General features: G+C 46.8%; 21 protein-coding genes. All 21 read right to left on the reverse strand.

Going from position 1 to position 21492, the window contains the following annotated elements; genetic code table 11:
* Positions 1–33 precede the first annotated feature (33 nt).
* Positions 34–258 carry a YlzJ-like family protein gene (locus tag AB4111_RS05020; protein WP_442030711.1) on the reverse strand — a complete coding sequence of 75 codons (225 nt, stop codon included), beginning with the start codon at positions 256–258 and terminating at the stop codon, positions 34–36.
* Positions 255–1028 carry a ClpP family protease gene (locus AB4111_RS05025; RefSeq protein ID WP_339241658.1) on the reverse strand — a complete coding sequence of 258 codons (774 nt, stop codon included), beginning with the start codon at positions 1026–1028 and terminating at the stop codon, positions 255–257. The genes AB4111_RS05020 and AB4111_RS05025 overlap by 4 nt, the downstream gene beginning before the upstream one ends.
* 222 nt (positions 1029–1250) lie before the next feature.
* Positions 1251–2930 carry a ribonuclease J gene (locus AB4111_RS05030; protein WP_062833839.1) on the reverse strand — a complete coding sequence of 560 codons (1680 nt, stop codon included), beginning with the start codon at positions 2928–2930 and terminating at the stop codon, positions 1251–1253.
* A gap of 476 nt (positions 2931–3406) precedes the next feature.
* On the reverse strand, positions 3407–4285 hold the full coding sequence (dapA, locus tag AB4111_RS05035) for a 4-hydroxy-tetrahydrodipicolinate synthase (protein ID WP_442030712.1): 879 nt from the start codon (positions 4283–4285) through the stop codon (positions 3407–3409).
* 47 nt (positions 4286–4332) lie between these two features.
* A complete protein-coding gene (gene dapG / locus AB4111_RS05040) occupies positions 4333–5550 on the reverse strand; it encodes an aspartate kinase (RefSeq protein WP_442030713.1) in 1218 nt (405 codons plus the stop codon).
* 292 nt (positions 5551–5842) lie between these two features.
* On the reverse strand, positions 5843–6439 hold the full coding sequence (locus AB4111_RS05045; protein ID WP_062833836.1) for a dipicolinate synthase subunit B: 597 nt from the start codon (positions 6437–6439) through the stop codon (positions 5843–5845).
* The gene (gene dpsA / locus AB4111_RS05050; protein ID WP_442030714.1) at positions 6436–7335 is read right to left on the reverse strand and encodes a dipicolinate synthase subunit DpsA; all 900 of its coding nucleotides are present in this window, start codon (positions 7333–7335) and stop codon (positions 6436–6438) included. Before dpsA ends, AB4111_RS05045 begins: the two co-directional genes overlap by 4 nt.
* Before the next feature lie 158 nt (positions 7336–7493).
* Entirely contained in the window at positions 7494–7940 is a 447-nt protein-coding gene (gene dut, locus AB4111_RS05055; RefSeq protein ID WP_017689132.1) for a dUTP diphosphatase, read from the reverse strand.
* Positions 7900–9183, reverse strand: a complete 1284-nt coding sequence (locus AB4111_RS05060) for a M16 family metallopeptidase (RefSeq protein WP_076326816.1) — start codon at positions 9181–9183, stop codon at positions 7900–7902. The genes dut and AB4111_RS05060 overlap by 41 nt, the downstream gene beginning before the upstream one ends.
* Positions 9184–9282: 99 nt before the next feature.
* On the reverse strand, positions 9283–10278 hold the full coding sequence (locus tag AB4111_RS05065; RefSeq protein WP_253433872.1) for a polysaccharide deacetylase family protein: 996 nt from the start codon (positions 10276–10278) through the stop codon (positions 9283–9285).
* A 175-nt stretch (positions 10279–10453) separates the two neighbouring features.
* Positions 10454–12556 (reverse strand): polyribonucleotide nucleotidyltransferase, encoded by a 2103-nt coding sequence (gene pnp, locus AB4111_RS05070; protein WP_442030715.1) that lies wholly within the window; start codon positions 12554–12556, stop codon positions 10454–10456.
* Between the two features lie 259 nt (positions 12557–12815).
* Entirely contained in the window at positions 12816–13085 is a 270-nt protein-coding gene (gene rpsO, locus AB4111_RS05075) for a 30S ribosomal protein S15 (RefSeq protein WP_056700672.1), read from the reverse strand.
* A gap of 159 nt (positions 13086–13244) precedes the next feature.
* Positions 13245–14183: a bifunctional riboflavin kinase/FAD synthetase gene (locus AB4111_RS05080; protein WP_442030716.1), complete on the reverse strand. Its 939-nt coding sequence runs from the start codon at positions 14181–14183 to the stop codon at positions 13245–13247.
* Positions 14184–14256: 73 nt separating this feature from the next.
* A complete protein-coding gene (truB, locus tag AB4111_RS05085; RefSeq protein ID WP_442030717.1) occupies positions 14257–15180 on the reverse strand; it encodes a tRNA pseudouridine(55) synthase TruB in 924 nt (307 codons plus the stop codon).
* The gene (locus AB4111_RS05090; protein ID WP_442030718.1) at positions 15174–16151 is read right to left on the reverse strand and encodes a DHH family phosphoesterase; all 978 of its coding nucleotides are present in this window, start codon (positions 16149–16151) and stop codon (positions 15174–15176) included. Before AB4111_RS05090 ends, truB begins: the two co-directional genes overlap by 7 nt.
* A gap of 19 nt (positions 16152–16170) precedes the next feature.
* Complete coding sequence (gene rbfA / locus AB4111_RS05095; protein ID WP_062833829.1) at positions 16171–16530, reverse strand: 30S ribosome-binding factor RbfA; 360 nt, start codon at positions 16528–16530, stop codon at positions 16171–16173.
* Positions 16531–16555: 25 nt separating this feature from the next.
* Complete coding sequence (gene infB / locus AB4111_RS05100; RefSeq protein ID WP_253433858.1) at positions 16556–19141, reverse strand: translation initiation factor IF-2; 2586 nt, start codon at positions 19139–19141, stop codon at positions 16556–16558.
* Positions 19134–19463 carry a L7Ae/L30e/S12e/Gadd45 family ribosomal protein gene (locus tag AB4111_RS05105; RefSeq protein ID WP_017689142.1) on the reverse strand — a complete coding sequence of 110 codons (330 nt, stop codon included), beginning with the start codon at positions 19461–19463 and terminating at the stop codon, positions 19134–19136. The genes infB and AB4111_RS05105 overlap by 8 nt, the downstream gene beginning before the upstream one ends.
* The gene (gene rnpM / locus AB4111_RS05110) at positions 19456–19761 is read right to left on the reverse strand and encodes an RNase P modulator RnpM (protein WP_017689143.1); all 306 of its coding nucleotides are present in this window, start codon (positions 19759–19761) and stop codon (positions 19456–19458) included. The genes AB4111_RS05105 and rnpM overlap by 8 nt, the downstream gene beginning before the upstream one ends.
* 25 nt (positions 19762–19786) lie before the next feature.
* Positions 19787–20884 carry a transcription termination factor NusA gene (gene nusA / locus AB4111_RS05115; protein ID WP_062833827.1) on the reverse strand — a complete coding sequence of 366 codons (1098 nt, stop codon included), beginning with the start codon at positions 20882–20884 and terminating at the stop codon, positions 19787–19789.
* 123 nt (positions 20885–21007) lie between these two features.
* Complete coding sequence (rimP, locus tag AB4111_RS05120) at positions 21008–21469, reverse strand: ribosome maturation factor RimP (RefSeq protein WP_062833826.1); 462 nt, start codon at positions 21467–21469, stop codon at positions 21008–21010.
* Between the last annotated feature and the right edge of the window lie 23 nt (positions 21470–21492).

The following is a 21492-nucleotide window of genomic DNA, read 5'->3' on the forward strand; positions in this document are numbered from 1 at the left end:
CTGCTCAATTTGTCTGAATTCGTCGCGTTATGCTTATCCCAAGTTACCTGAAAGCGGAATGGTCGAACCGGGCATATTAGCAGGATTGAGATAGGCTTCGAGTGGACAATCCAGCAAACGTACGATAACGGCTTCATTGTCATTTACAGGCCTCACCTGCATTAATAAACCATTCATCTTAATTTCTCTTGTATCTTCGCCCTCTTTCCACATTCCTGACCAGAGTTGTTCAGGCGGCATCACTGTATATAACGTCATTGGGTATAACCTCCCGCTTGCAGCGTCTGTCTCTTGTCTCCTATGAGCTGATTTAACTGAGCAATGGCTTGCCCAATTCCGCCTACCGCATCCATCAATCCATATTTCACTGCATCCGCGCTTCCTACAGCTGTGCCGATGTCCCGATTCAACTCACCGGTCTTAAACATCAGTTCTTTGAACATCTCTTCAGAGATATTCGAATGAGAAGTCACGAACCGTACAACCCTCTCTTGCATTTTCTCCATATACTCAAACGTCTGCGGTACACCGATGACAAGGCCGTTCATCCGAATGGGATGGATCGTCATCGTTGCACTTCCTGCAATCAGGGAATACGTTGAAGCTACAGCAATCGGCACTCCAATGCTATGTCCGCCTCCGATGACCACAGTAACCGTAGGTTTGCTTAGAGAAGCGATCATCTCTGCAATGGCCAGACCGGCCTCTACATCTCCACCTACCGTGTTCAAAATGATCAGTATACCTTCAATACGTTGATTCTGCTCGGCAGCCACCAGCTGTGGGATAATATGCTCATACTTTGTAGTTTTATTTTGTGGTGGCAAAATCAAATGCCCTTCGACCTGTCCAATAATGGTCATACAGAAAATATTCGATTCACCTGCCGGCGACTGTGTCTGCCCAAATTGCTGAATAGTCTCTGTCACGGGAGAGATGTTCTTGTCCTCCTGAATCGGAATCTCCGGCGCTTCAACCTCCGGTTGATTGGATTTTGACGCCTGCTTGCCATTCATACGTTCATTCATTTCATTAATCCCCTTCTCCAGAAACATTTAATGTATTCCTTAGTATGGGGATTTTTCCAGCCGCCTTATACCCACTACATCTAAATTGCTTCACATATTGACCATATTGCGGATCTCCCCGAAAAACGCAAAAAAAGCCCCTTCTCTACGAGGAACCGTCCAATATTACTCGTAGAGAAGGGGCGACTGTGTGCCTGAATATATGTTTTTGTTTAGCCTATTTTAAACTTCCATAATGATTGGCAAAATCATCGGTCTACGACGAGTTTGCTCATACAAGAAGCGTCCCAGTGCATCTTTAACATTCGTTTTGAGTGAAGCCCACTCGTTAACGTTCTCACTCATCAACTTCTGCAATGTGCTGCTAACGATCCGGTTGGCCTCATCAAGAAGTCCTTCCGATTCACGTACATACACAAATCCGCGAGAGATGATGTCAGGACCGGAAACAATTTTTCCATCCTGTTTGCTCAGTGTTACAACAACAACAAGGATACCATCTTGTGACAACAATTTGCGGTCACGCAATACAATGTTACCCACATCGCCTACACCCAAGCCATCGATCAATACGTTACCTGCAGTGACTTTACCTGCTCTACGTGCTGCTCCACCTTGGATTTCAATCACTTCACCGATATCCGTGATGAAAATGTTTTCCGGTTCTACTCCTACAGATTCAGCAAGAACCGCGTGGCGACGCTGCATACGGAATTCACCGTGAATTGGCAAGAAGAATTTCGGTTTCATCAGGTTGAGCATCAGTTTCAACTCTTCCTGGCTACCGTGACCAGATACGTGAACACCACTGTTAGCACCGCTGTAATGCACGTTAGCGCCCAGACGGAACAGTTCATCAATCGTACGGCCTACATATTTTTCATTACCTGGAACCGGTGTTGCTGCGATAATGACGGTGTCGCCTGGCAGGATGTCCACTTTACGGTGCGTGGAACGAGCCATACGTGTCAGTGCTGACATTGGCTCTCCTTGACTTCCTGTGCAGAGAATCACGACACGATCAGCAGCCATCTTGCCTACTTCTTCAGGTTCAATGATCATGCCATCCGGAATCTCAAGGTAACCCAGTTCTGAAGCGATACCCACCACATTCACCATGCTGCGTCCGATAACTGCAACTTTACGTCCAGTCACTTCTGCTGCGTTGATCACCTGTTGGATACGGTGTACGTTCGATGCAAAAGTCGCTACAACAACACGTTGACTTGCTTTACGGAAGATATCTTCGAGAACGATACCCACATTTTTCTCCGATGGTGTGAATCCAGGTTTCTCAGCGTTCGTACTGTCAGACAACAGCGCTAGCACGCCATTTGTTCCGATCTGTGCCATACGCTGAAGATCTGCATATTGACCATTGACTGGAGTGTGGTCGAATTTGAAGTCACCCGTGTGAACAACTGCACCTTCCGGTGTTTCGACACATACACCAACAGAATCCGGAATACTATGGTTAGTAGCGAAGAACGATGCTTTCAATGCAGTTCCAAGTTGAATCTCGGAATCCGCATCAATCAGAATACGTTTTGTTTCACCCAGCAAGTTCGCTTCTTTCAACTTGTTTTCTACAAGTCCAAGCGTCAGTCTTGTTCCGTATACAGGAACATTCAGATGTTTGAGAACATATGGCAGACCACCAATGTGATCCTCATGTCCGTGAGTAAGGATAATTCCTCTTACTTTGTCACGGTTCTCAGTCAGGTAAGAAATGTCAGGGATGACAATATCAATACCAAGCATATCTTCTTCAGGGAATTTAAGACCAGCATCTACGACTACAATGTCGTTGGCGTATTGGATGACGTACATATTTTTACCAATCTCGCCTACGCCGCCCAAAGCAAAAATCATCAGTTTATCGTTATTATTTTTCTTAGACAAATGAATCTAAACCTCCTATGGTAGTTGGACGTCGTACCTTATTATTTATTGTAAGTTAAGAAAAGTAGTCCATACATCACATACCCATCTATCGGGATGAATGCAAAAGAACACCTTTATTCACGATATTTGGAAGAAGTTCTTCGAAGTTATTCCCTTTTACCAACAAGTTGGAGTTGAAATTTCCTCTTAGCCGTTCCTTCCTTTTTCACCGCAAAGCTACACCACGAAACGATGTCGCTTTCAATTTCAAAAAAATACCGCACCCAGTCACTTGACATCATTATACATGATTAAAAACAAAAAAAACAAGTCACTCTCTCGTTAACCTGTAGGTTTCCCTTTAGCAATGGAAAAGAAACCTCACATTACTCATTAAAAAAAGAACCGCATCCTCTACGAAGAGGAGCGGTTCTTTTGCTGATCTGAAGGAAATTCCATGATTAATAAAATAGTGCCATATACAACCAAAATGATTACAAATTAAGCAGACCTTTGATATAAACCTGCTCCTCTTCCGTTGGCGGAATAAGAGGCAATCGTACAGAGCCAACGTTCAAACCACGCAAAGTCAGGGCATATTTCACTGCTACCGGGTTCGGTAGCGGCTGTGGACACTCAAACAGGCCTTTAAACACAGGGAACAGCTGCTGATGAATCTGAGCAGCCTGAAGAGGTTCTCCGCCATAGAAGGCGTCAATCATTTTCTTCATTTCTGCCCCTACGACATGACTCGCCACGCTGACAATTCCATGTGCTCCAACCGCAATCGCAGGCAAGCCTGAAGCATCATCACCGGAATAGACTCTGAAATGTTCTGGAGCACTCGCTGCAATCAGCGTAACCTGCTCCGTAGACGCACATTCCTTCGTAGCGACGATATTAGGGATCTCTGCAAGACGAAGCGTTGTTGCTGCGGACAGGCTAGTTACTGTACGCCCAGGCACGTTGTACAGCATAATTGGCAGCTTGGTAGAGCCTGCAATCGCTTCAAAATGTCTGAACAAACCTTCTTGGCTTGGTTTGTTGTAATACGGAACAACCAACAATATGCCATCCACTCCGGCACGTTCAGCTTCCTGTGTCAAATGGATGGAATGTGCCGTGTTATTGCTTCCCGTTCCGGCTATAATTTTGCACCGACCGGCCGCATGTTTCACTGCAAATTCGAATAATTGAACTTTCTCAGTATCACTAAGTGTTGGAGACTCCCCTGTTGTTCCGGAAACCACGAGCGTCTCCGACTTTTGATCTACAATCAGATAGTCGATTAGACGTGCCGTTTCCTCCCAATGAATCTCTCCTTGTTCATTGAACGGAGTGACCATTGCTGTAATCAATCTTCCAAAGTCCAATTCGATTCCTCCTTCAAAACAGGTTTGGCTCCTCTAACTTCAGATCCTTACAAATGAAGTTCGAATGAGGCGTGAAGTGCCCTCAGGGCCTGAACCATATCTTCTTTTTTTACGAGTACCCAGATCGTTGTATTCGAATCTGCCGATTGCAGGATCTGAATGTCAGCCAGTGTCAAGGACTCGACGATTCGAGCCATAATTCCAGGTACACCATTAATGCCTCCGCCAATAACGGACACTTTTGCGCAACCGGACAGGCTTTGTGGCTTGAGACCTATCTCCTGCAATACTTGTATGGCTTTCTCGGAATCACTGTCAAAAACCGTATAGACAACTCCCGAGGGGGTAACATTAATAAAATCAACGCTGATCGAATTCTCGGCCATGGTTTTGAACACTTTTAGTTGCAATCGATCTGCACCACCAGGCACATCCACCGTAATTTGCGTTACATTGCTCACGTAGGCGATACCTGTTACATAACGGTCAACAATGCCTGTCTGCACATCCCGAAATCCTTCCGGATGCGTAACCAGCGTTCCTTCCGTGTCTGCAAAAGTAGATCTTACCCGCACTGGAATTTGGGATTGCATGGCAATCTCGACCGCACGTGGATGGATGACCTTGGCCCCGTGGTGGGCCATGTTACAGATCTCAGCATAACTCACAACAGTCAGCGGACGCGCATCCTCAACAATTCGCGGATCGGCAGTGAGTATCCCGTTCACATCGGTGTAGATATCCACCATTTCAGCACGTAATGCTGCACCAAGTGCTGTTGCAGACGTATCACTTCCCCCACGACCCAGTGTCGTGAAGTCTCCGTTCTCTGTCTGCCCCTGGAATCCGGTTACAACAACGACACGGCCGAGCTGAAGCTGCTCCAACACACGAACAGGACGGACATCCAATATCCGGGCATTCCCGAAATTGTCGTCCGTCACAAAACCTGCTTGTGCACCGGTCAGCACTGTAGTTGGAATGCCTTCATGTTCGAGTAAACTGCTCAAAGTCGTCGCTGATATGATTTCACCACAGCACAGCAGTAAATCCTTTTCGCGTGCGGATAGTGCGTTTCCGTTCTGTGCAGCCCAGTCCAGCAACGTATCGGTCGCATATGGCTCGCCGCGGCGCCCCATCGCAGACACAACAATGACTAGACTCAATCCTGCCTCAAGTTCACGTTTAACGTGACGGAGCACATGCTCTCTCGCCTGAACAGTGGAGAGAGACGTGCCTCCGAATTTCTGTACCATGATACGCATCTTTATTCCTCCATTTGTGTACGCAAGAAGACTGGACACGGGTAAAATCAACAAATGGATCACTCTAGGGAGCGTTCTGATGCGATTGTTATCGAGATCATGACGCAAACATTCACAATAGACTTCTCCCGCTTGCTTAACCTTTACTGCCCGCAAGCAGGAATGCCTTATAGACAGGAACGTGGACACAAGTAGCTGTTCAATCCAGCATATCGTCCCCCATGATTTTCTTTGTCTCTCAAACCCTTCATTTCTCCAAGCGCATAAACGTTGTCACCCAATCAATGATCCTTTAAGCTTGTGAAGAGCGCTCCACAATCATCGGCTGCAACTGTTTGCCCTCAAGGGCACTCCAGCAAGCCTCTGGAATCAATTCCATTTTGGCGACTAACGAGTTTGGTTTCTTCACTGGATCGTCCTGCCCAAATGGCACAAAATACAAGTATTTGGCCACGAGCAATTTGGCGATATTCGCAGCATTCAAGCCCAGACCGTCATTCGTGGAAATCGCGAGCACAAGCGGACGCTGATTGCGCATCTGCGCTTTGGCTGCCATTAGCACTGGACTGTCGGTCATCGCATTAGCCAGCTTGCTTGTTGTATTTCCTGTGCATGGAGCAATCACCAGCACATCAAGCAGCTTGGAAGGCCCTAATGGCTCCGCTTCAACAATTGTAGAAATGATATCATTACCTGTTATATCTTTCAACTGTTTTTGCCAATTTTGCGCCGTACCGAAGCGTGTATCGGTCGTCAAAACCGAATTCGAAATAATCGGAATGACGTTGGCACCTTCAGCCACGAAGCGGCTAATAACCGGCATAACCTCTTCAAACGTACAATGAGAACCTGTAATTGCATAACCTACCGTTTTTCCCTGCCAGTTCATGATTTAACCTCCCGTGCGTTCTGTTCTTCCAAAAGCAAACGGATCAACGCGTCGGCAATAATGCCGCCAGCCGTTTTGGGAGCAACAATGCCGGGGAGGCCAGGCGCAAGTAGCGCTTTGATACCACGTTTGTCTGCATACCTGAAATCACAGCCGCCAGGAGCGGATGCGAGGTCGATAATGACAGCCTTTTGCGGCATTCTGGACAGGATTTGTGCTGTGATTATCATAGTCGGTATCGTATTAAAAAGCAAGTCAACTTCCCCGGTTTGAGCGGCCAAATCCGTTGTCATAAAAGGCTTCCAGCCCATTATTGTAGCGCGGGCAGCATCCTCTTCCCGCCTGATTCCCACCCGTACATTTGCTCCAAGTCCTTGCAGTGTTTTGGCCATTGTGTATCCTGTTCGACCTATGCCGAGCACAATGCATTCCGAACCATGGATTGTGAAGTCCGTCTCCCGAATAGCTATGGCGATGGCTCCCTCAGCTGTTGGAATAGAGTTGTAAAGTGCAATATCATCACGATCAAGTACTTCAACAAGTCGCAGCCCATTTTCAAGACAAAGTTCGCGCAAGAACGGCTTAGCCATACCTGTGAACACAATACAATGCTCCGGTAATGCTGCAATATGTTCCTTTTTCAAATAGATCGGCGTGTCACTGAATGAAGTACTTACTTTTCCCTGATCATCGCAACCGACAACAGGCAGTACCAGTACATCTGCGGAAGCAAATACTTCGTCCTCCAGTTCCTGATGCTCGATCCCTGGAATGGAACGCTCTATTTTATCGAAACCCACCACACTTACCGTTGCATCCAGCTCAGCGCATTTTTGAATGACTTCAAGCTGCCGCGCATCTCCGCCCAGGACTACAATCCGGACTCCGGTCAGCATCGGGACGTCACTCCTTTCACCACATGTATGCCTTATCGTATGCAGGGGCCCACAGGGGGGTGAAAACAATAATTGTAATCCATCGTCCGTTTCTCGAATGTAAAAAAAGAGCCGCCCCTGTCAGGGACGACTCTAAAGAATGCATATATTTACGCTGATTATTTCCCGGTATGACCGAATCCGCCTTCGCCGCGTACTGTTTCCGAAAGTTCATTCACTTCCGTCAATTCAACCGCAGGCACGGTCTGGAAGACGATCTGTGCGATGCGCTCTCCCCGTACAATCGTGAACGGTTCCTGACCCAGATTGATCAACAGCACTTTAACTTCTCCGCGATAGTCCGCATCAATGGTACCCGGTGTGTTGAGGCAGGTAATTCCATGTTTGAAAGCCAGTCCGCTCCGAGGACGGATCTGTGCTTCCAATCCAGCTGGCATTGCCATCGCAAGTCCGGTTGGAATCAGCGTACGCTGACCCGGCTGCAACACAACATCTTCCTGAAGTGCAGCTACTACATCAAAGCCGGATGCCAGCTCCGACATTTTTTGAGGCAGTTTAATATCTTCATTGCCCGGCAGTTTCTGTATTTGAACGTAGTGCAACAAAATCATCCCTTCTCAATCCAGCGATCGTCTTATCTGAAGCGCCAACCATCGCAAGTGCAAAAGGCTCTGCAAACATCAGATCAAGTACCGCGTTAATATCGTCCATGGTCACTTGCTCAATTTTGGTGATCATCTCATCCAACGTATGGTGTCTGCCCAGCATCAGCTCGTTTTTACCCAGACGATTCATGCGACTACCTGTGCTTTCCAAGCTAAGAATCAGGCTTCCCTTCAGCTGTTCTTTTCCTTTACGAAGTTCATCTTCGGACAAGCCGTTTACAGCCAGGTCGCCCAGAACCTCTTTGGTGAGGTCGAGCACTTCTTTTGTCTGTTTGGGTGCTGTACCCGCGTATATCGTGAACAATCCGCTGTCCGCATGAGAACTATGATAGGAATACACAGAATATGCAAGCCCACGTTTCTCACGAATTTCTTGGAACAGTCTGGAGCTCATGCCTCCACCAATGGCGTTATTCAGAACAACCATAGCGAATTGAAGCGGATCTCCGATTTTACAGCCCGGGAACGAGATACAGATATGATTCTGTTCCGTTTTCTTTTTGTGGAAGAGCTGTCCGCTTTGGAACGCTGGCATCGTAACTGCTTCCGTTACACCATTTACATCAAAAGCACCAAAATGCTTCTCCATCAGATCGATTACACTGTCGTCAATATTACCCGCAATACTAATGACCGTGTTCTCAATCGTGTAGTGCTCCTTCATATATGCACGCAGATGGCTGGAATCCATCGCTTTGAGACGTTCTTCCGTACCCAGAATAGGATATGCGAGCGGATGCTCACCATAGGCGGCCAAGGCCATCAGATCATGCACCATATCGTCAGGCGTATCCTCATACATCGAGATTTCTTCCAGAATGACGTTTTTCTCCTTGATCAGTTCACCATCATCCATTTTCGAACGGAAAAACATATCAGATAACACATCAACGGCAATCGGTAAATGTTCATCCAACACTTTTGCATAATAACATGTGTATTCTTTGGAAGTGAACGCATTCACGTTACCACCAATCGCATCGAACTGCTCCGCAATCGCCTTGGCATCATAACGATCTGTTCCCTTGAATAACATGTGTTCAATAAAATGTGATACTCCGTTACTTGCAGGTTGCTCATTACGCGAACCTGTCTTGACCCATATTCCGAAAGACACAGAACGGCAGGTCGGTATCTGTTCCATGACAACTCTGAGGCCATTGCCCAGCTGAATTTTTTTCATGGTTGGCCCTCCTACATCTCTATAATTGCCTTGATCTCAACCTTGAAATTGAAATCGACATTTGGTTCCAACTTTTTGATATTAACAAAAAAACAACGTTCACTCAACCGCAGAGGTATTTACACGTTCCGAAGACAACGTCTCACTTACCGTTCCGAGCACGAGACCTTTGGCCCGAATGGATTGAATCATACCTTTTAAAGCTCCCGAAGAGGCAGCTGTAGGGTGCATTAGAATTAACGTGCCTGCCTCGGTATTTTTCGCAATTTTGGCAACAACGGCATCCGAGCTTGGTTTACGCCAGTCCACGGTATCTACAGTCCATAATACGGTTTGCAAGCCCATGGAAGAAGCAATGTCAACGGTCTTCTGATTAAAGTCACCCGAAGGCGGAGCAAACCAGCGATTCTCTACCCCCAGTGTTTTATGGAGCAGATCCTGCGTTTTACTAATTTCCAGCTTGGCCCGTTCTGCGCTCAATCGACTCATATTAGGGTGAGAATATGCATGATTGGACATCTCATGCCCTCGTTTCTGAATTTCCTTGGCCAATTCAACGTTTTTGCTTAACCAACTTCCATCCAGAAAAAAAGTGGCCTTCACTTTCTCTGCATCGAGCGTATCCAGCATCGGTATGATATATTCGTTCCCCCAGGCCACATTAATCATAAAAGAGACCATCGGTTTGTTTGCATTCCCCCGATAGATTGGATGTGCACCCAAATCTTTAAGCTGAATCGCCGGCTCGATCTGACGGTAGACATAAGCAATTTTGGTATTCAACGTTCCACTAAGCGCCTTACGGTATGTCGCTTCCACATCAATCTCCATGCCATTATAGCCAGGAATCGCTTTCCATACCCGATCCACTCTGGCATTCACCGGAGCAATTTTCGTTTCAGCCGCTTTATCCCGAATCGCCGACAACAGCGCATCTTCTCCCGTTGCTTCCTTGAACATGTCAAAAGCATTTTGCGTACCTGGCCCATCACGGATCTCCGTAATGTATGTACGTACACTGCCAACTTGTCCGATCAATATGACCGCAGTCACACCTGCCAGAACAGCCGCCAGCTTTTTGGATTGGTTTCCCACAGCTCCATCCTCCCGCCGTCTTTGTCCCCATCATATGAGGACAAGGGCAAGAATATGAATACTAAGCCATGGTTTCATCCTTGTTTTTCGTATTTAAACGTTAAAAAAAGAGCCAGAAATTCACATTCTGTCTCTTCATTCAATATATCCATTTATAACCTGTCGCTTCGGTATCCTAGGATTGAGCCGGAGCTTCAGCAGTCAAAACCGCTTTACGGGACAAGTTGATTCGACCTTGTGGGTCAATTTCCGTTACTTTTACCGTAATGGAATCACCGATGGCTACCACATCTTCGACCTTGGCAACACGTTCTGTTGACAGTTGTGAGATGTGTACCAGACCTTCTTTGTTCGGAAGTACTTCAACGAAAGCACCGAATTTCTCTACGCGTTTTACTTTACCGACATAAATCTCACCGACCAATACTTCGCGCACAATACCTTCGATAATCGCTTTGGCCTTATCATTCATCTCCTGGTTGGAAGAAGCGATAAAGACACGTCCATCCTGTTCAATATCAATTTTAACACCGGTTTCTTCGATGATTTTATTGATAATTTTACCACCTGCACCGATAACATCACGGATTTTGTCCGGATTGATATGCATCGTTGTAATTTTAGGCGCATATTGTGATAACTGCTCACGTGGCGTATTCATCACTTCAGTCATTTTGCTCAAGATGTGCAAACGACCTTCTTTGGCTTGAGCCAATGCTTCAGACAAAATTTGACGATCAATACCATCAATTTTGATGTCCATTTGAATCGCGGTTACACCTTCAGGTGTTCCGGCTACTTTGAAGTCCATGTCACCGAGGTGATCTTCCATACCTTGGATATCACTCAGAATGGATACATGATCTCCGTCTTTGATCAGACCCATAGCTACACCCGCAACTGGAGCTTTAATTGGTACTCCTGCATCCATCATAGCTAGTGTGCTGGCACAGATACTTGCCTGGGAAGTTGAACCGTTAGATTCCAGAACTTCTGATACCAGACGAATCGTGTATGGGAAGTCTGTTTCGGAAGGGATTACTTTGGAAAGCGCACGCTCACCCAGAGCACCATGTCCGATTTCGCGACGGCCTGGAGCACGTAATGGACGAGCTTCACCTACGCTGAATGGTGGGAAGTTATAGTGATGCATGAAACGTTTCGTTTCTACAAGGCTAATTCCGTCCAAAATCTGAACATCGCCAAGTGCACCAAGTGTACAGATGCTAAGTGCTTGCGTTTGACCACGTGTGAACAAACCTGAACCGTGCGTACGTGGCAGCAGGGAAGTATCACATTCGATTGGACGAATCTCAGCAAGTCCACGTCCATCTGGACGAACTTTATCATGCGTAATCAGACGGCGCACTTCTTCTTTAACGATATCGTGCAGAACTTCCTTCACGTCTTTAAGCAATTCAGGACTTTCAATATATTTCTCTTCAAAGTGAGCAACAGTTTCGTCATTCACTACATCGATTGCATCTTGACGAGCATGCTTCTCGGCAATTTTAACGGCTTCAACCAGACGAGCACTTGCGAAATCACGCACACTGCTGTTGACTTCAGCATTAACGGCATGTAACTTAACAGCCATTTTTTCCTTACCAGCGACTTGCACGAGTTGTTCGATTACCGCAACAATGTTTTTGATCTCGTCATGTCCGAACATGATTGCTTCGAGCATCACTTCTTCCGGTAATTCGTTTGCTTCAGCCTCAACCATCATAATGGCATCCTTGGTTCCTGCAACCACCAGTTCAAGTTCACTGATTTCAAGCTGTGCAATCGTTGGGTTAATGATGAACTGGCCATCAATACGTCCAACTTTTACGCCACCAATTGGTCCGCTGAATGGAACATCCGAAATGCTCAATGCTGCTGATGTACCAATCATTGCAGCGATTTGCGGTTCGCAATCCTGGTCCACACTCATAACGATATTCAGAACTTGTACATCATTCCGGAAGCCTTCCGGGAACAAAGGACGAATTGGACGGTCTGTCAGACGGCTTGAAAGAATTGCTTTCTCACTCGGTCTGCCCTCACGTTTAATAAATCCACCCGGGATTTTACCTACGGCGTACAATCTTTCTTCATAGTTCACCGTTAATGGGAAAAAGTCCAGATCTTTCGGCTCACTTGATGCTGTCACGGTACACAATACAACGGTATCCCCGTATGTTACCTTAACGGCAGCATTAGCCTGCTTGGCCAAACGCCCAGTCTCAAGCGTAAGCTTTCTTCCACCAAGCTGCATTTCAACACGCTGTTCCATGAAACCCCTCCTTTTATTCGTTCCTAATTCAATGGATTCTGCATATTCACAGTATTTCCTGCTTGTCCTGCATTCATTAGCTATGTATGGATCTTTCAACATGCTAACCTGCACAACAAAAGCTCCTCACGGAGCCCCATCTACAAATATATGGCAACATGTTCGTCTACAAAACAACCCGGCTGTAGGTTCCGCTTGTCCTTTTAGACAAAAGAATGACGGATAACAGCCAGGTTGGTTTTGAAAACATGTACGATAATTAACGACGCAATCCGAGTTTTTCGATCAGTGCGCTGTAACGTTTAACATCTTTGTTTTTCACGTAAGCCAAAAGCTTACGACGTTGACCTACCATTTTCAAAAGTCCACGACGTGAGTGGTGGTCTTTCTTATGCGTACGCAAGTGGTCTGTCAAACTTCTGATGTTTTCCGTAAGGATAGCAACTTGCACCTCTGGAGATCCTGTATCGGACTCGTGAGTTTTGTGCTCGTCGATCAGTTGTTGTTTACGTTCTTGAGTCAATGCCATCCTGTTCACCTCCTTCAATATAATCGCCATTAGCCTCGTCACCGCCGGTGAGAGCAAGCAACCAAGCCAAGGTTAATGTTGTCTCATTCGACAACGTAGTACAGTATATCATAATTGCCTAGTTAAAGTAAATGTAAACATGCATTTAATCGAGAACCTTTAAGATAACAGGCGACCGGCGGTTAATGCATCTTCACGAATCTGGCTAATCAATGCATCAATGGAGTCAAACTTTCGTTCTGCACGAATATAGTGAACGAGCTCAACCTTTAGTTCCTGATCATACAAGTGTCCATCAAAATCAAGCAGGTGCACCTCAAACGTAGGTTTCATCCCGCTTTCGTGAAACGTAGGTTTCACACCGAGATTCATTACGCCATGCAGTTCCTGTTCGCCATACTGCACACGAACAGCGTAAACACCCTTCGACGGGGTAACGTAATGATCCGTGAGTTCAAGGTTGGCTGTAGGAAATCCAATCGTTCGTCCACGCTTCTCCCCGTGAATGACGGTTCCTCTGATGCTGTAAGGTCGGCCAAGCCACTGACTGGCCTCATCCATCTCCCCACGCTTCAACAGGCCACGAATGAGAGAACTGCTCACTTTTTCACCGTTTAACAAGAAAGGAGGAACGGTTTCCACCGTCATCTCTCCTTCTCCCAAAGTACGAAGAAGCTGTTCATCCCCTGCACCCTTATGACCGAAACGGAAGTCAAAACCCACCACTGCTGTTCGTGTCTGAAGAGGAATCAACAGGTCCTGTACGAATTGTTGTGGCGTCAACCGTGAGAAATCTGCATTGAACTCCACCACATAAAGTACATCAACGCCCATTCCTGCCAAGATGTCTTCTTTATCTCTCAAGGGAGTTAAATAACCCTCGTAATCCCCTTTGCGCATAACTTCCTTCGGATGTGGATGAAAGGTCATGACCGCTGCCTGCATGCCCGTTTCCCGCGCAATGCGGACAGCTGATAAAATGACACTTGCATGTCCGAGATGCAGTCCGTCGAATTGACCAATCGCAAGCACTTGCGGAAGTGTGCTCAGCTCAGTCGAATGTAACGTCTGCGGATAGGTTAGCATTACGGTTTTCACAATCATTCACCTGCATTTCACTAGATAGGCCAAGCTTGAGCATCACCACAACAGCTTCAAGCCCGAGACCTCTTTATTCCGGCAAAAAGACTTTTACTGCCCTCACCGTTGGTTTTAGTTCATCCCGTTCAAATATCCCCAGAAACGTATCATCCTGAGCATACAACCGTAACAAACCAGGTTGCTCTACAGGGGGTTCCAGAAGACGTGCAGACAGTTTCTGACCTTGAAGTGCTCCTTTGGCCTGTTCTTCTCCAACCTTGTGGGCCGGAATCGAAGCAATAGCCTCGTCAACAGGAATCAGCGCCTCCGCTAAAGTCCCATCAGCCATAAGTTGTTCCACCTCTTCAATACGAAGACAACGATCTGCAGAGATACCTGCCGATATCGTACGCTCCAGTCGAACCATGGTCGATGGATATCCGAGTTGTCGGCCGATATCTACACACAATGTCCGAATATAGGTACCTTTTGAACACAAGGCCCGGAAAGAAATATCGGTCGTCTCGCCCTGAGACTCAATCCCTGTAAGCTCAAGCTCATAGATTGTGACCTCACGGCTCTTGCGCTCTACCGTTTTCCCTTCACGAGCAAGCTCATAAAGCCGTTTACCATCTACCTTAACCGCAGAATACATGGGTGGCACCTGAGAGATCGTGCCCAGAAACTGCTCAAGCACCTGTTGAACCTGATCCTGTGTGACTTCCACCGGTGTTTCAGCACGCTCAATGACTTCCCCTGTCATGTCCTCTGTGTCAGTAGCAAGTCCCAATCTAAGCGTAGCCAGATATTCCTTCGGAAGCTCCTGCATGTACTCCACCACGCGTGTAGCCCGTCCAAGACAGAGCGGCAGAACGCCTGTAACTTGTGGGTCCAGTGTGCCCGTATGCCCAATGCGCTTCATCTTGAGAATGCGACGCATCTTGGCTACAACATCATGAGAAGTAAATCCCGCCGGTTTATATACCGGAAGTACACCTTCAAATGGTTTTACCATTGTGAGTTCACCTGCTTTAGTACTTTTGCAACAATATCATCAAGACTGCCTTCCAGACGACAACCGGCTGCGAGCACATGCCCGCCTCCCCCAAAGGTCTGTGCTAATGCAGCAACATCAATCTTGCCAGCCGAACGCAGAGAAACCTTGACGGCGTTCTCATTGATGACTTTGAAAAAGATACCAACCTCCACACCTTGAATGTTGCGCGGATAGTTCACTACCCCTTCAAGATCTTCGTTAGCTGCTCCGCAAGCTACCATATCATCTGGTGTAATAACAACCCAGGCTATCTTGCCATCATCTGTCATCTGCAGGCTTGATAGTGCCTGATTCAAAATCCGAACTTGCGGAAGAGTCACCTGCTCCAACAAGGTCTGAGCAAGATAGGGTCCATCCACGCCATGTTCAAGCAGTCTGGAGGCCGTTGTCATTACATTGGGACTGGTGTTGGCATAGCGGAAACCACCTGTATCCGTAAGCAATCCTGTATAAACTGCCGTCGCAACATCTTTATCCCATGTTACTTGGAACAGATTAAGAAAATCGAATAAAATTTCAGCCGTTGCAGCAGCATCTGACTTAATGATGTTGACTGTACCATAACCGTCATTCGTAGGGTGATGATCGATATTCAAAATAACAGCATCTTCTTCAAAATAATGACGCGTCAAACCTACTCTGGCAAAGTCAGCACAATCCACACAAATAACAGCTTTATATTTTCGCTGCGGTGGTTGTTCGGTCATGTTCACAATGTTGCCTGCTTCCCACAGAAATTGCATGCGCCCGGGGATTTCGCCTTCATTAATCATCGTGAATGTCTTACCCAGACATGACAGCAGCCAGCCCACCGTTACCGTCGAGCTGACTGCGTCACCGTCCGGCTGTACATGCGACACGACCAGGTAATCATCATGCTCCAGCAGAAATTGCTTTCCGGCCTGGAGCGCCTGTTCATAAGTGTGCATTGCCGTCTCCTCTATTCTGTTACTGGGATTCGTTCTTGTCGGAACCAATATCGCCAAGCAGCTTCTCAATTCGGCTACCATAAGCGATAGATTCGTCAATCTTGAATATCAACTCGGGAACATGACGAAACCGGATACGTTTGCCCAGCTCGGAACGCAAAAATCCATTTGCTTTTGCCAATGCTTTGAGCGAGTTATCTTTTTGTTCCTGTTCACCGAAGACACTCAGATAAACTTTGGCTTGCGACAAGTCTCCTGTCACTTCGACTCCCGTTACCGTAATAAAACCGATACGTGGGTCCTTCAGTTCAGACTGGATGAGCAAACTCAATTCTTTCTTGATCTGCTCGCCCACTCTACCTGTACGAATCTTAGCCATTGTTGTTCACCTCATGCTTCCTTGCTTATCGTTGTACTGTCTCCATAATGAAGGCTTCGATAACGTCGCCCTCTTTGAGATCATTGTATTTATCCAGTGTGATACCGCACTCGTAGCCTTGGGCTACTTCTTTGGCATCATCTTTATAACGTTTCAGGGAATCCAGCTTACCTTCGTAAAGGACGATGCCATCACGAATCAGGCGTGCTTCCGCAGAACGCGTGATTTTACCCGAGGTAACCATACAACCAGCGATGGTACCCACTTTACTGATGGAGAACGTGCTACGAACTTCAGCATGACCGATAACTTTTTCTTTGTAGATCGGATCAAGCATTCCTTTCATCGCTTGTTCAATTTCTTCGATAACACTGTAGATTACGCGATGCAGACGAACGTCTACTTGCTCTTGATCTGCAGTTGTTTTCGCCTGGTTATCAGGGCGAACGTTGAAACCAATCACGATGGCATTGGATGCTGCAGCCAAAATGATGTCGGACTCAGTAATTGCACCAGCGCCGCTATGAATGATTTTCACGCGTACACCTTCAACTTCGATCTTCGCAAGGGAACCTTTCAATGCTTCAACCGAACCTTGTACGTCACCTTTGATGATAACGTTCAAATCTTTGATCTCGCCATCTTTGATGTGTTGGAACAGATCATCCAACGTTACGCGAGTATGTGTTCCCAGATCGGATTCACGTTGCGTAATCGCACGTTTGTCAGCGATGGAACGCGCTTTGCGCTCATCTTCAAACACCATGAATGGATCTCCAGCACCTGGAACTTCAGTCAGACCTGTGATTTCTACAGGTGTTGAAGGTCCAGCCTCTTTCAGACGACGACCTTTATCATTGACCATCGCACGGACACGACCGAAGCAGTTACCTGCTACGAAAGCATCTCCGACTTTCAATGTACCGTGCTGTACGAGGATACGGGCAACTGGGCCACGTCCTTTATCCAGCTCGGCTTCGATCACTGTACCACGGGCACGTTTGTCCGGGTTCGCTTTGTATTCGTTCACTTCTGCAACGAGCAGAATCATTTCAAGCAGACCTTCCAGACCCATTCTTTGTTTCGCAGACACGTTAACAAAGATGGTATCTCCGCCCCACTCTTCCGGAACGAGTTCATAGTTAGTCAATTCTTGTTTTACTTTATCCGGATCAGCACCCGGTTTATCGATTTTATTGACAGCTACGATAATTGGAAGCCCAGCAGCTTTAGCATGGTTAATGGCCTCAACCGTTTGTGGCATAACACCGTCATCCGCAGCTACGACAATAATTGTAATATCCGTAACCTGTGCTCCACGCGCACGCATCGCTGTAAACGCTTCGTGACCCGGAGTATCCAGGAACGTAATTTTCTTGTTGTTGATTTCAACTTGATATGCACCGATGTGTTGCGTGATTCCGCCTGCTTCGCCGCCTGTTACATTCGTAGAACGAATGGCATCAAGCAATGTAGTTTTACCATGGTCAACGTGTCCCATGATGGTTACTACTGGAGGACGAGACTGCAAATCTGCAGGATCATCATTCTCTTCCAGTGTTTCGAAACGGTCATCTTCGAGCACAATCTTCACTTCAACTTCAACACCGAACTCTCCAGCAAGCAGCAGAATTGTTTCGATATCAAGTTCTTGGTTGATTGTTGCCATAACGCCCATCGCGATGAGTTTTTTGATAACTTCGGAAGCATCCTTATGGAGCAACTTCGCTGTTTCACCTACGGTCATATCACCACGAACGATGATTTTCTTAGGTGTGTTATCAATTTTCTCACGTTGCTGGTACTGTTGTTGATTTCTGTTGCGGTTGTTCTTACCACCACGGTTACCACGGAAGTTGCCACCACGATTGTCATCATAACGACGTCCACCGCCACCGCTGTTTGAACGGTTGCCACTATTGTTGTTGTTGCCAGTAGTACCACCTGGGCCGCTTCTGCGTTGGCCTTGTCCTTGGCTCTGACCTTGACCACCGCTACGGTTGCCGCCAGTACCTGTATTACCACCGCTGTTAGGTCCTGAAGTTCTTACTTGACCGCCACCGCTGTTATTCGGACGTTGACCCGTTCCTTGCGGACGGGATGCAGTACTGCTTTGTCCGCCTTGAGCTGGTCTTGGACGGTTAGTTGATTGTCCTCCTTGGCTTGAGCCTTGGGAAGAGTTCGTTCTATTGCGGCTGTCTTGGCCGCTGGGTCTTTGGGTGCCATTGTTATTGTTGGAATTTGGTCTATTGTTCATACCTACCTGCTTTTCCTGTTGTATTTTTGTTTGTACGGGACTACCGGATGGGTTACTGCTATTCGGCGTGTTCACTCCGCCGGCCGGCTTATTGCTGTCCACTGTTTTGTCACTGCGTACTGCCGAAGTAGCAACTGGTTTTGCTTCGTTGCCTTGTTTGGAAGCAGCAGTGGATTTTATATCTTTAAAAAATTGTTCCACCTTACCCACTGAACCATTCTCCATGACACTCATATGATTGTTTACGGGAATTTCCAGCTTTTTAAGAATGGTTATAATTTCTTTACTACTCATATTAAGGGACTTCGCATATTCATAAACTCGCAATTTATCCTTGTTTTCCTGTTTACTCAATATACTCCACCTCCGACATTATACCGACTTGCTTGGAGATCATTTTTGCAAACCCTCGATCCGTTACTGCAAGAACAACACGCGTGTCTTTACCGATACTTGAACCCAGACTATCCCGGTCAAATCCGATCAACAGAGGAACCTTATAAGTTCCGCATTTATCGCGAAATTTCTTTTGTGTATTGGCTGAGGCGTCACCCGCAACAATAACCATTTTAGCTTCGGAAGAACGGATCGCTTTAAGTACAATTTCTTCACCTGTTACAAGTTTACCTGCACGCATAGAGAGTCCCAGATAAGACAGCGTTTTAATATTAGTCATGTTCACGCTCCTGTGCTGCTTTGAATTCATCCTCAACCGCGATGAAGTCAGCTGCTAGTTGCTCGTAAATTTCAGGTGAGACTTTGCCTTTTAACGCCCGATCCAAAGCCCGGTTTTTGAGTGCGAGCTTAAAACAGGACTCTTTGCCGCATAAATAGGCACCACGTCCGGATTTTTTGCCAGTCAAATCGATCAGCACTTCATCCTCTGGCGTTTTAACGATGCGAATCAGCTGCTTTTTAGGCATCATTTCCTGGCATGCCACACATTTGCGCAGCGGCACTTTTTTTGGTTTCATACGTCAGCGCCCCCCGTACTTTACTTTAGTCGACGGAGACGGAATCCTGATGCATTTCAGAAGAAGAATCTTTTTCTCTGCCGAATTCCTGTTCCGCCTGGCTCTCGCTCTTAATGTCGATTTTCCAGCCGGTTAATTTGGCTGCCAATCTGGCATTTTGGCCTTTGATACCAATTGCGAGCGACAGTTGATAGTCCGGAACGATAACCCGAGCCATCTTTTCTTCCTCAAATACATGAACTTCCAATACTTTGGAAGGGCTCAGTGCATTAGCAACATATTCGTCTACCTGATCGGAGAAACGAACGATGTCGATTTTTTCACCGCGCAGCTCACCCACAATGGTCTGCACGCGCATTCCCTTAGGACCTACACAAGATCCAACTGGATCAACTTCCTCGTTGCGGGAATGTACGGCAATCTTGGAGCGGAACCCTGCTTCGCGAGCGACGGAGCGAATTTCAACTACACCGTCAAAGATCTCAGGCACTTCCAGTTCAAAGAGACGTTTCAAGAGGCCCGGATGGGTACGGGACAAAATGATTTGCGGCCCTTTAGTCGTATTCTCGACCTTGGTGATATACGCCTTAATACGGTCACCATGAACAAACTTCTCGTTCGGCATCAATTCGGTCAGCGGTAAAGCCGCTTCGATTTTGCCCAGATCGATGTAGATATTGCGCAAATCCTGACGTTGCACCACTCCCGTAACGATATCTTCTTCCTTATCTACGAAAGCGTTGTAGATCAGGCCGCGTTCGGCTTCACGAATCCGCTGGGTCACTACCTGTTTGGCAGTCTGTGCGGCGATACGTCCGAAATCACGCGGCGTAACTTCAATCTCCGCAATATCTTCCAGCTGGAAGTGTGGGTTGATTTCTCGTGCAGCAGGCAATGAAATTTCGGTACGTGAATCCAGGACTTCTTCCACGATCAATTTGCGGGCATACACCCGAATAACTCCCGTATTACGGTTCATGTCAACACGCACATTCTGGGCCGTGTTGAAATTCCGCTTGTAGCTGGAAATTAGTGCAGCCTCGATCGCTTCAAACAGCACATCCTTGCTGATCCCTTTTTCCCGTTCCAATTCATTCATTGCTTCAATAAAATCCATACTCATGAATGTTGATCCCCCTTTCAAACATGGCATCTCATACGTAAAACGGCGAAAGGCTCTGAACTCATGAGCACCTTGCCGTTATCGTGAGATGTGTCTTTTTCATTAATAAAGTGAACAAGGCACTTAAAACAAAATAGCTAGGCGCGCACTGGCAACCTTATCATAAGAAATGGCATGCTGTTTTTTGCCTGCTTCGATCACGAGTTCCCCGTCATCAAAGGAAAGCAGCTTGCCTTCAAATTCCTTCAATCCGTTCACCGGCTCGTAGGTTGTAACAAAAACATTTTTACCTACAGCTTTGGTAACGTCCTCAGGTTTTTTCAGTGGACGCTCCGCACCGGGAGAAGACACTTCAAGGAAATAGATGGTTGGAATCGGATCGTTCTCATCCAGCTTGGCGCTCAGCTTTTCGCTGATCAAGACGCAATCGTCGATGTCGATGCCACCCTCTTTGTCGACATACACCCGTAAAAACCAGTTGCTGCCTTCTTTGACGTATTCGATGTCAACCAGCTCGAAGCCTTGTTCGTTCAAGTAGGGTTGGATCATTTCTTCCACGGTAGATTTAATGTTCGTTGTGCTCAAAACCAATAACCTCCAACTTAGGT

The sequence above is a fragment of the Paenibacillus sp. 2KB_22 genome, from assembly GCF_052115745.1.
In the GTDB taxonomy this organism is placed as follows: domain Bacteria; phylum Bacillota; class Bacilli; order Paenibacillales; family Paenibacillaceae; genus Paenibacillus.